This window comes from Alloscardovia sp. HMSC034E08 (genome assembly GCF_001813415.1).
GTDB classification, from domain to species: Bacteria; Actinomycetota; Actinomycetes; order Actinomycetales; family Bifidobacteriaceae; genus Alloscardovia; species Alloscardovia omnicolens.
This window is the reverse complement of sequence record NZ_KV812468.1, coordinates 1,382,662-1,394,777: the sequence shown is the minus strand read 5'-3', so window position 1 is coordinate 1,394,777 and position 12,116 is coordinate 1,382,662. Positions and strand designations below refer to the sequence as shown.

The 12,116-nt window shown below is 57.3% G+C and carries 15 protein-coding genes; 10 read left to right on the top strand and 5 right to left on the bottom strand.

From position 1 onward, the window contains the following. Window positions 1-470: 470 nt before the first annotated feature. Window positions 471-653 carry a hypothetical protein gene (locus tag HMPREF2909_RS07605; protein WP_071415810.1) on the bottom strand — a complete coding sequence of 61 codons (183 nt, stop codon included), beginning with the start codon at window positions 651-653 and terminating at the stop codon, window positions 471-473. A 245-nt stretch (window positions 654-898) separates the two neighbouring features. Here HMPREF2909_RS07605 and HMPREF2909_RS07600 point away from each other — a divergent pair, with 245 nt between their 5' ends. From HMPREF2909_RS07600 to HMPREF2909_RS10070, 7 genes are all read left to right on the top strand, one after another. Then, complete coding sequence (locus tag HMPREF2909_RS07600) at window positions 899-1,681, top strand: phage antirepressor (protein ID WP_071415809.1); 783 nt, start codon at window positions 899-901, stop codon at window positions 1,679-1,681. Then, on the top strand, window positions 1,678-2,115 hold the full coding sequence (locus HMPREF2909_RS07595; RefSeq protein ID WP_071415808.1) for a DUF7768 domain-containing protein: 438 nt from the start codon (window positions 1,678-1,680) through the stop codon (window positions 2,113-2,115). Before HMPREF2909_RS07600 ends, HMPREF2909_RS07595 begins: the two co-directional genes overlap by 4 nt. Further along, a complete protein-coding gene (locus HMPREF2909_RS07590; RefSeq protein WP_071415807.1) occupies window positions 2,112-4,373 on the top strand; it encodes a phage/plasmid primase, P4 family in 2,262 nt (753 codons plus the stop codon). The genes HMPREF2909_RS07595 and HMPREF2909_RS07590 overlap by 4 nt, the downstream gene beginning before the upstream one ends. A 128-nt stretch (window positions 4,374-4,501) precedes the next feature. Beyond that, the gene (locus HMPREF2909_RS07585) at window positions 4,502-4,780 is read left to right on the top strand and encodes a VRR-NUC domain-containing protein (protein ID WP_071415806.1); all 279 of its coding nucleotides are present in this window, start codon (window positions 4,502-4,504) and stop codon (window positions 4,778-4,780) included. Further along, entirely contained in the window at window positions 4,761-6,134 is a 1,374-nt protein-coding gene (locus HMPREF2909_RS07580; RefSeq protein WP_071415805.1) for a DEAD/DEAH box helicase, read from the top strand. Before HMPREF2909_RS07585 ends, HMPREF2909_RS07580 begins: the two co-directional genes overlap by 20 nt. Next, a complete protein-coding gene (locus tag HMPREF2909_RS07575; protein WP_071415804.1) occupies window positions 6,125-6,586 on the top strand; it encodes a hypothetical protein in 462 nt (153 codons plus the stop codon). Before HMPREF2909_RS07580 ends, HMPREF2909_RS07575 begins: the two co-directional genes overlap by 10 nt. Next, window positions 6,471-7,226: an HNH endonuclease gene (locus HMPREF2909_RS10070; protein WP_441294130.1), complete on the top strand. Its 756-nt coding sequence runs from the start codon at window positions 6,471-6,473 to the stop codon at window positions 7,224-7,226. Before HMPREF2909_RS07575 ends, HMPREF2909_RS10070 begins: the two co-directional genes overlap by 116 nt. Window positions 7,227-7,326: 100 nt before the next feature. Here the strand turns inward: HMPREF2909_RS10070 and HMPREF2909_RS07570 are convergent, their stop codons facing one another. Continuing rightward, window positions 7,327-8,235, bottom strand: a complete 909-nt coding sequence (locus HMPREF2909_RS07570) for a hypothetical protein (RefSeq protein ID WP_148130829.1) — start codon at window positions 8,233-8,235, stop codon at window positions 7,327-7,329. Window positions 8,236-8,325: 90 nt separating this feature from the next. On the opposite strand from HMPREF2909_RS07570, the gene HMPREF2909_RS07565 reads away from it, so the two are divergent. Beyond that, window positions 8,326-8,898, top strand: a complete 573-nt coding sequence (locus tag HMPREF2909_RS07565) for a P27 family phage terminase small subunit (protein ID WP_071415803.1) — start codon at window positions 8,326-8,328, stop codon at window positions 8,896-8,898. A 24-nt stretch (window positions 8,899-8,922) separates the two neighbouring features. On the opposite strand, the gene HMPREF2909_RS07560 is transcribed toward HMPREF2909_RS07565, so the two are convergent. Further along, window positions 8,923-9,126, bottom strand: coding sequence for a hypothetical protein (locus HMPREF2909_RS07560; RefSeq protein ID WP_210387891.1), 204 nt, complete (start codon window positions 9,124-9,126; stop codon window positions 8,923-8,925). Between the two features lie 115 nt (window positions 9,127-9,241). Between HMPREF2909_RS07560 and metK the strand changes: the two genes are divergently transcribed. Together metK and HMPREF2909_RS07550 are read left to right on the top strand one after the other, a co-directional pair. Then, window positions 9,242-10,432, top strand: a complete 1,191-nt coding sequence (metK, locus tag HMPREF2909_RS07555; RefSeq protein WP_071415801.1) for a methionine adenosyltransferase — start codon at window positions 9,242-9,244, stop codon at window positions 10,430-10,432. After that, window positions 10,404-11,273 carry a ParB N-terminal domain-containing protein gene (locus HMPREF2909_RS07550; RefSeq protein ID WP_246815536.1) on the top strand — a complete coding sequence of 290 codons (870 nt, stop codon included), beginning with the start codon at window positions 10,404-10,406 and terminating at the stop codon, window positions 11,271-11,273. The genes metK and HMPREF2909_RS07550 overlap by 29 nt, the downstream gene beginning before the upstream one ends. A gap of 44 nt (window positions 11,274-11,317) precedes the next feature. Here HMPREF2909_RS07550 and HMPREF2909_RS10065 read toward each other — a convergent pair whose 3' ends face one another. After that, window positions 11,318-11,446 carry a transposase-like zinc-binding domain-containing protein gene (locus HMPREF2909_RS10065; protein ID WP_441294129.1) on the bottom strand — a complete coding sequence of 43 codons (129 nt, stop codon included), beginning with the start codon at window positions 11,444-11,446 and terminating at the stop codon, window positions 11,318-11,320. 224 nt (window positions 11,447-11,670) lie between these two features. Further along, window positions 11,671-12,116: LPXTG cell wall anchor domain-containing protein (locus HMPREF2909_RS09230; RefSeq protein ID WP_168165276.1), on the bottom strand; the 446-nt coding region annotated here is incomplete at its 5' end.

The following is a 12,116-nucleotide window of genomic DNA, read 5'->3' as shown; positions in this document are numbered from 1 at the left end:
AAGAAGCAGCCATTGCCGCCATCACCTCGCGCCAGTCGATCCGGCTACTCAACCTGCGCTTTAGCGTTGAGTCTGGGATTCTCTTCATCGAACTGCCCTCCGGTAGACGACTTTCCTACGTCCAGCCGCGTCTGGGTGAGAACAGGTGGGGCGGCACCTCCATCACCTACACCGGCACCACCACAGCACGGCGCTGGGGACAGCTCGAAACCTACGGAGGCAAACTCGTCGAGAACATCGTCCAAGCAATCGCCCGTGACCTGCTTGTGGTTGGCATGCACGCCGTCGCTAAGGCAGGGCACAAGATTGTGATGCATGTGCACGACGAAATCGTCATCGACGAGCCCACAGATTCTGGTTTTACCGTTGCTGATGCGTGCAAGCTCATGTCCACGCTCCCAGCCTGGGCAGAAAGCCTGCCGCTGGATGCGGACGGGTACGAATGCGGCTACTACCGCAAGGACTAACTCCTACTCGTCACCGAGCAGCAGGTTCGGGTCGGTTGTCATGAACTCTCGTAGATACTCGGCGATCTGCTGATTCGCAGCAGAGGGCGCTGGGTCGTTATCGAGGGCGCGTAGGTATTCCACGGAGGTGAATAGGCGCATGTTTTTCGCCATCGCCCACACTGTGGCTTTATCCATCTCGCCCATATCTCCATGCTCGCCCGCGCTGCACTGTTTGTCTGCGGGGTATACCCGGCATCTCGGGAAGCAATTTTCATGGCACCCGTCCGGATTAGGTGGTGCTCGAGGGCGTATGTGCGAGAGTCCCAAAGCTCAGTGACCACAAACCCGCCCAGGGGTTAACTCCTGGAAGGTTTGCGGCCTACCACTGAGAGCTTCTCGCACCAACCGGTGCACATTCGTCTATTTGGCTCTCAGAACAGGAGCCTGTCATGGGCAAAACCATCCAAACCTTCACCAACGACCGTTTCGGGCAGGTACGCAGCTTCACCGCTAATGATCAGACATGGTTCATCGCCGCCGATATCTGCCAGGCCCTCGATCTCACGAACCCCTCGGTTGCCGTTTCTCGTCTCGATGCTGATGAGAAGGCTAAGTTCAACTTAGGGTTCTCTGGCGGTGCTACATGGTGCGTCAACGAACCCGGCCTCTACGCGCTGATCATGGCATCACGCAAACCAGAAGCGAAAGCGTTCAAGCGGTGGGTCACCCACGAGGTGCTGCCGTCAATCCGTCGCTATGGCCTGTACGCCACCGACGAGCTGGTCACTAATCCCGAAGCGCTCCTCAAAGTGCTTGATGCGTACGTCGCTGAACGCCGCAAAACCGCAGAGCTCACGTTTCAGAATCTTGCGCAAGCTCAAGCCCTGGCTGAAGCGAAGCCGAAACTGTCCTACTACGACATGGTTCTCGAAGCTAAGGACGCTTTGCCGATCACGGTGATCGCGAAGGACTATGGGCTTTCTGGTCGCAAGCTCAACCAGCTCCTTCACGAACTCGGTATTCAGTACAAGCAATCGGGGGTGTGGCTGCTCTACGCACAGCACGCAGGCAACGGTTACACCGACACCAAGACCCACGTCATTGACGACGGGAACCGCACCCGGATCCACACCTACTGGCCCCAGAAAGGTCGCCTGTTCATCTACGACCTTTTGAAGAACCAGCTCGGCATCCTCCCGGTGATTGAGCGTGAAGGTCAGGTGCAAGCATGACCGCCACGACACTTGATATTGGGTTTTCGAAGAAGAACACCGAGGGCTATCTGGATTTAACGAGCTATCACGCTTTGAAGAAGCTGCAGCGCGAGCAGTTCGGATATCGTCCGCTGGTCTATATCTGCTCACCGTATTCGGGCGACACTCAAGCGAACGTGGAGCTCGCTCGTCAATTCTGTGGGTTCGCAGTGAACGCGGGCAAAATCCCATTCGCCCCACACCTTCTATTCCCGCAGTTCATGGATGACGCCGATCCTGATCAGCGAGAGTTGGCGATGTTTATGGGCCGGGTGCTGCTCGCCAAATGCGAAGCCCTCTGGGCATACGTCGGACACGTTTCACCCGGTATGCGCCTAGAGATCGGCTGGGCACACGACCTCGACCTACCCATCAAGTACTTCGATCAAGATTTTCAGGAGGTCACCCCATGACCACGCCCTTCACCTTGTACGCCGCGAATGTGAGCGGCGTGCAGAACAATAACCACTACCCGAACAGCCACACCGTCACTGACGCAGCCTCGCTGTCGGCAGTCGTGGGTTTCGATCATGTGGCCGCCACGTATGTGAATAACCGCCGCTCAACTGCAGCCTTCATAGCGTCGGATTGTGTGGTGATGGATGTCGACAACGACCACACCGAAACACAAACTGACTGGGTGACGCCCGAGAAGATCGCTGAGCTCATGTCTGGTGTGGAGTTCATGGCCGCGACCTCCCGTAATCACATGAAAGCGAAGGGTGTGGTATCGGCGAGGCCGCGTTTCCACGTCTACTTCCCAATCCACACGATCAAAGACGCTGACGAATACGCCGGGCTGAAGCATCGTTTAGCGTCGCGGTTCGCGTTCTTCGACCGCAACGCTCTGGATGCAGGTCGCTTCATCTACGGCACGTTGAACGCGACGGTGACGGTGCATGAGGGCGACCAGTTGCTTGATGCATGGCTCGATAACGCTGATGAGCAGGACGTGTTCGCTGCCTTCGATCAGAGCACTCTGGTGATCGGCGAGGGGTCGAGGAATGCGACGCTCTCGCGCTTCGCAGGGCGGGTGCTTATCCGCTACGGGCAGACCGACCAGGCCCGTGACTTGTTCGACCGTAAAGCGAATCTATGCGAACCACCGCTCAGTGACAGCGAGCTGACGACGATTTGGAACTCGGCGTGCCGGTTCGCAACGAAAGTTGCAGCCAACCCCGACTACCTGCCACCGGAGGCGTATGCGCAGTTGACCACGTTGAAGCCGGAAGACTTCACCGACGTCGGGCAGGCAACCGTTCTGGCTGGTGAGTATGCGGGTCGGATCTGCTATTCGCCTGCGACAGCGTGGATGGTTTACGAAGGCGGGGTGTGGGAGGAAAACGAACCCAAAGTCCAGCATGTCGTCCAAGAACTCACCACTCGCCAGTTAGAGCAAGTCGATGCCGAGTTGGAGGCGATCAGCCAGCGCGCCAGCGAGCTCGGGGTGACGGCGATGCTCGTGGCCATGACCAAAGCTAAAGCTGTCGGCATGTTTACACCCGAGCAGGCACGGGTGTATCGGGAGCTGACAGCTGCCCAAGAGTGGCAGAAGTTCATCTACAAATGCCGCTCCGACCGTACGATCCAAGCCGTTATGCGCCAAGCCCGACCCCTCGCCCTCATCAACCCACACGTTCTCGATGCTGACGCGTATTTGCTCAATACGCCCTCAGGAACGTTTGATCTGCGGGATGGGAGTAGGCGTGAGCATGACCCGGCGGACATGCTGACCAAGCAAACCGCCACCGACCCCTCCGACGAGGGAGCACAGGTCTGGCGTGATTCCCTCGAGCTGACCTTTGGCGGCGACCAAGAACTCATCGCCTACGTTCAACGCGTCTGCGGGCTGGCCGCGATCGGGAAAGTCCTCATCGAAGCCCTCATCATCGCTTACGGGGACGGTAACAACGGCAAATCCACGTTCTGGAACACTATCGCCCGAGTGCTGGGCTCCTACTCGGAGACGATCTCGGCAGAAGTGCTGATTGCGGGGAAGAAGAACAATGCCAAACACGAAATGGCTGAAACCCGAGCCCGCCGCCTCCTGATCGCTGGCGAGAATGATGAGGGCGTTCGCCTTTCAACCTCCTCAACGAAGCAGCTGGCCTCGACGGACAAGATCGCAGCGGAGAAGAAATACAAAGACCCTTTCTCCTTCACTCCCTCCCACACCCTCGTGCTCTACACCAACCACCTGCCCAAAGTCGGGGCGATGGACACCGGTATTTGGAGGCGGCTTGTCGTCATCCCATTCACCCAAACCATCCAGCCCAGTGTGGATGTGAAGAACTATGCAGACCACCTCTACACCAACGCTGGCGGCGCAGTCCTCGCCTGGATCATGGAAGGCGCACGCCTGATTCACGCCGAGAACTATCGGCTCGTCCCACCTGCATGCGTGGTTGAAGCGTCGGAGAAGTATCGGGCGGCTAACGACTGGTTCGCCCACTTCCTCGACGAATGCTGCGAGCTTGACCCAGGTCTTGAAGAGAAGTCTGGGGCGCTCTATTCCTCCTACAGGGCTTGGGCGCTTAGCCGTAGCGAGTACGTGCGCTCAACGAGTGATTTCTATGCGGCCGTGGAGAAAAACGGCTTCACCTCGCGTCGAAACAATCGCGGAAAACTCATCCGAGGACTTCGCTTGCTTGACGAATTCGAGCTCAACTAACGACGGGTGTGTTGGTCGTGTACGTCGGTACTAGCCCTTTATATAGAAGCCAAAAAAGTACTTCTATATAGAGGTTTAGAACTAGACCTACATGACCAACACAACCCTTGACAACTCAAGGAAAAGTCATGAATGAAAGAACAATCGAAGCGAAGCTCAAGAACGCCGTCGAAACCTCCGGAGGCTTGTGCTGGAAGCTCGTCTGCCCTGGAATCACCGGCGTACCTGACCGGATATGCCTGATGAGAAACCGCGTCGTTTTCGTCGAGCTCAAAGCACCAGACAAGAAACCACGGCCAATCCAACAGCATCGGATGAACCAGCTGCGCGAGCAAGGCTTCACAGCTCTGGTTGTTGATTCGGTTGACGGCATACAGGAGGTGCTTGATGCACTACACGCCGCATAACTACCAACGTCAGGCGACCCAGTTCATCATCGACCACGACGGGGCCGCGATTCTCCTTGGCATGGGTTTAGGTAAATCGGTGATTACGTTGACGGCGATCTGGCAGCTCATGCTCGACTACTTCACCATCCACCGAGTTCTCATCATCGCTCCATTACGCGTCGCGCGAGACACCTGGCCTGCAGAAATCGCGAAGTGGGATCACCTGCGAGATTTGACGGTCGCGGTCGCTGTTGGCACCAAACAAGACCGGCTCAACGCTCTCGCGGCGTCTGCGATGGTGACCGTCATCAACCGTGAAAACATTCCATGGCTCGTGAACCAGATGGGCGGTAGCTGGCCGTTCGACATGGTCGTCATTGACGAACTCAGTTCGTTTAAGAATCATCGAGCTAAAAGGTTTACGGCGCTGGTGAAAATGCGACCGCACGTTAAACGCTGGGTCGGGCTCACCGGTACGCCCGCATCGAATGGGCTCATGGATGTCTGGGCGCAATTCCGGCTCCTCGACGGCGGACAGCGTCTGGGCAGGTTCATCACTCGTTATCGCGAGCGCTGGTTCGTGCCGGATAAGCGTAATGGGATGCAGGTTTTTACTTACAAGCCGCGCAGCGGTGCTGAGGATGAGATCTATACGGCGATTGGTGACATGACGTTGTCGATGCGAACCACAGACCACCTCCAACTACCGCCCTTGACGGTGACAACCACACCCGTCGCATTGGAGCCGAAAGAGCGCAAGGTCTACGAGCAACTCAAGGCAGACCTCGTCCTCGACCTTGATGGGGCGACAATCGATGCCGCGAACGCCGCAGCTTTGTCCGGCAAGCTACTCCAACTCGCGAGCGGCGCGATCTACACCGGCGAGGGTGACTGGGCTTCTGTGCATGATCGGAAGCTTGACGCTCTTGAAGACCTCGTCGAGGCGGCCAACGGCAGCCCATTGTTGGTGGCGTATTGGTTCGCCTATGACCGCGAACGCATCGTCTCCCGTTTCCCAGAAGCACGCGAGCTGAAGACCTCGGCCGATATCGAGGCATGGAACCAGGGCGAGATAACCCTCGGGCTGATTCACCCGGCGTCGGCCGGGCACGGTCTGAATCTCCAGTCAGGCGGGCATCTGCTGGTGTGGTTTTCGCTGACGTGGAGTTTGGAGCTCTATCAGCAGACGAATGCACGGCTTTATCGGCAAGGGCAATCCGAACCTGTGACGATCACCCACCTCGTTATCGAGGGGACGCTCGATGAAGCTGTGCTCAAAGCCCTTGATGCGAAGGATGCTACGCAGGCTGCGTTGATTGACGCGGTCGCAGCAGAAATCACAACCACTAGGAAGGAACTCTCATGCATGTGATGACGAAATACCTCGACACAAGGAAAGCTGCGATCGCCGCGCTACAGGATTATGCGGTGATGGAACAAATCATCGACACCACCGACGAGCAGATCAAGACCGCCTACGATGATGCCATCAGTCCGGGTTCGCCGAAGTTGGATGGGCTGCCGCGTCACACGGATGTGCATGCTGGGGAGACCCGGGTGGCGGCCACGTTGGATCGGATCGACATCTACCGTGCCCGCTACGGTCAAGCGGTGGAGTACATGGCGTGGTTCCTGCCCGCCTGGCAGCTGCTCACCGATGACGACAGGTTCGTCCTCGAAGCCTTCTTTCTCGGCGACGGTTCCCAGGATGATGCGGTTCAAGCCGTGTGTGACCGCTTCTACGTGGAGCGCACCAGCGCGTATCAGAAGAAGTCGCGTGCGCTGTCCCGGTTGGCGTCGGCGTTGTATGGGCAGGCCGGGTGAACCCTCCCGCCAAAAGGTGTCAAGAACAGCGGATGCATTTGCCTATTTCGGCCTGCAATACTGTAGGTGGTTGAAAAGTAGGAGAAGCCCCAGGGCAAGCCCGGCAACTGGCTGGGAGCCTTGGGGCTTCACCATGTCCGGGAAGGAGCCAGCGATGCCGATCAAACCAGCCTCCCTATGCTCCCACCCTGGTTGTCCCGAGCTCACCCACGAACGCTACTGCGAACAACATGCCAAAGCAGAGGACGCATGCTACCGTCGCTACCAAAGGGATCCGAAGATTAACCGTCGTTACGGCGCGCGTTGGCGCAAGATCCGCGCCGCCTACATCGCACAACATCCTTTGTGTGAGGACTGCCTAGAGCAAGGCAGGTATACGCCTGTCCAAGAGGTCCACCACGTTTTCCCGCTTGAACACGGCGGCACCCACGACTTTGATAACCTTCGCTCGCCGTGCAAGCCCTGTCACTCGCGCCAGAGCGCGCTCGATGATGATCGGTGGAGGCAACAACCTCGGGTCACTCGTATTGACGAGCCCACACGTTGCCGACTGTCGCGTCGATCATCTGGAACCTCAAAGATGCTACCTACCTGGCGTTTGCCGAACACGAGCCAACGTCGAAAGCCTAGCGAGGGGTAGGGGCCGTCGAATCTCTCACGCCTTGTCAGAGGTCAGCGGGCGAGGCCAACCGTACACAAAGTCACCGAATCAAACAGGGTATTGACCCGAGGCTGCTGATTCAGACTTGTCGGGGCTCCACGGAGTCAAGGAGAGTGAGGATATGAGAAGGATTTTGGATGAGATCAACCAGCCCGTCGAGAAGATCCAGATTGAGGTGGTCGGTATTGCTTGCGCTCACGTCCCTGAAAGCACCTGCTAAACGGGACTGTACTCGGTCAGGCACGCTCGCTTCCTTGACCTTCAGCTGAACATCCTGCCACGTAGCCAGGCGTTGTTTCTTCCTAGCTGGCGTTTTGGTCGCTACGGGTATCTGAATTCCAGATACCGAATCGATCGCGTCTGCGGTAAGAGCCAACGAAATGCTGCCTTCGTCCTCGTGTTCGTTGATATAGCGGTAGACGGAATGTCCGGGGTTCAGGAACTTCTCTGGTTGTGCATCGCCGACCCAGTTCGTTGGTTCGCGATGAACTCCCGGCTCGATGCCCACAGCGTCGTCGAGCACTACTCGGTACAGGTAGAACGGGGCATCGCCCTCGGGCTGGTCACCCATTCGCCTGAGCATGTTCTCGATTGCTGCCTCGTAGGTGCCGACGTGAAGGGCTTTGGATTTCTGTCGTTCAACCCATCGATCGACAGCGCCTGCACCGCACATCCTCGTCATGCGCTGAATGGTCTCTGGAGTCAGCTTCTCCCGTGGATCGAACTCCTTCTGGGGCCAGTCCGGGATCGTGCTGGTGTGGTACCAGAACATCCGAAGAACCTGATGATCGACTATTGCTGGATCATCAGGGTCGTACGTGGGGCGAGCCCGGTCTTCTTCGGTGCAGTCGATCCCGCATTCGGGGCAGAGCTCGTTGCCCTGCTCCCAGCTTTCCATCCAGTCGTGGCTGACGAGTTCTTCGTGTCCACAACGTCCGCAGCGCATCCGTCGCGGCCGCCCGAAATCGATGTCACGCTCAATACACATATCCCCATTATCGAACGGTTACGACCGATAGTGGGGTTCCCACTCCTGGCCTCCATACCCGGGCCACTGGCCTAGAGAAGGAGGTAATCCATGGCCAAGGACGGCACCAACCGTGGCGGGCGCCGTGTGCGAGCAGGAGCAAAACCCAATCCGTTGAATGAGAAGCTCGCCGCAGGACGGCCCGCCACCCGGCTTGATGATCCTTTGAATGAGCCGTTCGACTTTGAAGGCAGCGATATTGGGGACGGTGCACTGCTCGCAGGTGAAACAATGCCAGAACCCTCCGACTACCTCTCCGATATTCAGCGCGATGGCAAACCACTCGGTGCTGACCTGGTCTACCGAGAAACGTGGCAATGGCTCGATGCTCGTGGCTGTTCCCAGTTCGTCGCCCCGCGCCTGATTGAATCCTATGCACAGGCGTTCGCACGGTATGTGCAGTGCGAGCAGGCGATCTCCAAGTTCGGTTTGTTGGGAAAGCACCCGACGACTGGGGCGGCTATCGCGTCCCCGTTCGTTGCCATGTCCCAGTCATTTGGCAAGCAGGCGAATGTGTATTGGTACGAGATTTACGAGATCGTCCGCGCCACCTGCACCACCGACTACTCGGGAGCGGCTCCGGGTGATGACGTGATGGAGCAGCTATTGAAAGCCCGCTCGTAGACGCGTCCTAGTTGCTTACCGGGGTTACTTGGAGCGTTTTGTTGCGCTGAAAGCTACCCCTAGCGCGATTCCAACTCCTGTGCCGATAGCTAACGCTGAGGCGCTATCGTCCATAATGAACCTAAAGATAATGCTGGTCATTATCCCGGCAATCATTCCATAGGCCACGGCTTTACCATCGCCGGTAGAAGGCTCTGGCGGATTAGGTTTACTCGTTTCGTCTTTCACGAATTCCAGTATCACACACGATTCGGGTTCGCCTGTCTATCTTCGCTCCCCACTCTTGGCTGACAAGGCGGGGAGTTTTTGTTTCTTTTGATTTTTCTACTGAAAGGGCATTCCTATGATTATGGTTCGCAGCGCTGAAGCAGTGTGTATCGGCCATCCCGATAAGCTCTGCGACCTGATCGCCGACACCATTCTCGACGACATCCTCTACGAAGACCCAGCCGCACGCGTCGCAGTAGAAGTGATGGCTAGCGGGCATCGCATCATCGTCACTGGCGAGATCACGACAACCAAGCGTCCGCGTATTCGTGAATCGGTGCGTTACGCGCTGGTGAAGGCGGGCTATGTTCCGTGGAAGTTCCTCGTCTTCGTCTGGACTCGTCGCCAATCCCCAGACATTAACGCAGGAGTCTCCAAATCCTTAGAGGCGCGCTTTGGTGACGATACCGAATTCGCCCTCCAAGGAGCAGGCGACCAGGGCACGGTCTATGGTTACGCCACTCGTGAGACCCCAGAGCGTTTGCCGTTGCCGCTGGTGCTCTCACACGAGATTTATGCCCGCCTCGATGATGCCCGCAAGCAAGGCACCATCACCGACATCAAGTCCGATGGTAAGGCACAGGTGACGGTGCGCTACGACGCCGCCGGACAACCCTTAGCAGTCGAAACCGTGGTGGTGTCGATCCAACACGAGAAGATCAAGGATCTAGATGAGCTTGCAGCTGAGGTCAAAACACTGATCGTCGCACCCGCGTGCAAACCGTACCTGCCGATTAGCGCTGACACCGAGATTCTGGTGAATCCCTCGGGCTTGTTTACGGTGGGTGGTCCAAAGGCAGACACGGGGCTCACTGGTCGCAAGCTGATGGTCGACACTTACGGCGGTCTCGCCCCACATGGTGGTGGTGCGTTCTCAGGCAAGGACGCCTCGAAGGTTGACCGCTCGGGTGCGTATATGGCGCGCTTGATAGCCAAGACTATCGTCGAGTCCGGTCTTGCGCAGGAATGCCAGGTCGCGATTTCCTATGCGATTGGGAAGGCCGACCCGCTCGCCTTCACCATCGACACGCTCGGCAGTGGTGAATACTCCGACAAGATCCTGACCGAGGCTGCGCGTGAGGTGTTTCCGCTACGCCCAGGAGCGATCATTGACGCTCTGGGGTTGCGAGCACCCGGCTACACCCGCTACTCAACCTACGGACACTTCGGCCACGGAGGTTTGCACTGGGAGAACTCGTTCGCTCACGTTGACGCGCTGCGGAAGGCGGTGAAAACTCATGCAGATCAAACAGCTACCAATCGCTGACCTTCACCCCGCCGTATACAACCCGCGTAAAGATCTCCAGCCCGGCGATGCCGAATACGAGAAGCTCAAGCGATCCCTGACCGAGTTCGGCTACGTCGAACCCTTCATCTGGAACTCCACCACCGGCAACATCGTCGGTGGACACCAGCGCTTGAAGGTGCTCGAAGATCTCGGCCACACGGACGTGGACGTGATCGTCGTGGAGCTGGATGAGACGCGCGAGAAAGCACTCAATATCGCGCTCAACAAGATCAGCGGCGAATGGGACCAGGACAAACTCGCACTCTTGATTGCCGACCTCGATGCTTCGGATTTCGACGCTGAACTCACCGGTTTCGATGACGCTGAGATCGCGCAGCTTATCGGCTCATTGGATGAGGGTGAGGTGGAGGATGACGAGTTTGACCTCACCGCCGCGTTAGAAGCTGCTACTTTCGTGGAGCGTGGGGATATCTGGACGCTTGGCCGCCACCGACTCGTGTGCGGCGACGCCACCAGCGCCGAGGACGTCGAGTTGTTGATGGATGGTAAGCGTGCGAATCTTGTGTTGACCGATCCGCCATATAACGTCGCCTTCGAATCAGGATCCGGATTGTCCATCAAGAACGACAAGATGGATGGCGATAAGTTCTACGATTTCCTGCTATCAGCGTTTTCGAATATGGTGGGCGTGTGTGAGAAGGGCGCATCCGCGTATGTGTTCCACGCTGACACTGAAGGATTGAACTTCCGTCGCGCTTTTCAAGATGCTGGTTTCTACCTGTCGGGCTGTTGTATTTGGGTTAAAGATTCCCCCGTATTGGGACGTTCCCCGTATCAGTGGCAGCACGAGCCGGTTTAACGAACTGGTCAAGCTCTGCCTTTCTGGAAATATCTGGCCGGGTATTACAAAAAGAGGCCCCGCACTTGGTACGTACAGCGGTAACGCTGAAGTCCTTTGCTGGTTGTGCCATTCTTCTTAATACCCGCCTCGCCGCAGGTGGGGCACTTTGTTCTACTTGGTTTACGAGTCATAAACCAAGCGAAACCCGCTCCTTAACACACTTCCAGCATATGTCAAGAATGCTCACAAAATAAGCCTAAAAAGCTAACCAAACCCCAGATTACAAGGAACCACCAGCAAAAACACCAAAATAAAGACACAAAAATGGGCATTAGCCCAGAAATTGGTGACGGGGGTGAGACCGTTTAAGGTCTCACCCCCGTACTGTTATGCCGGTGTTTCGTCGGCTAGGCGATTAGTTCTCCTCGCCTTCGCGACGGCGTCGCACGAGCACCAGGCCAAGGCCTGCTACGCCCATTGCGGCTACGATACCAGCAAGCCCTGCTACCTGCGCACCGGTGTGTGCAAGCTTAGGCTTCTTGACTCCCGGCTCGGTGGTCATATCACCAGCGGCAGGCTTCTCAACGGTGACCGTCACGCGATCGATCTCGCTGCCGTTCTTGCCCTTGACGATAACTACAATCCTGTCACCAGGCTTAGCGTTGTCGTCGATGTCAACAACGAGGTTGCCATCGCCATCGATTTTTGCCTTGCCGGGGCCGTCGGTGTCGACCGTCGTGCCGTCCTCAACAGGGCCTCCATCGTTCGGGATTACGACCTTGCCACCCGGTTCGCCAGAGCCGTCCTTCCAGTCTGGCGTCTTGGTGTCAGGCTGCGCAACCGTGACAGTGACAGTCACGT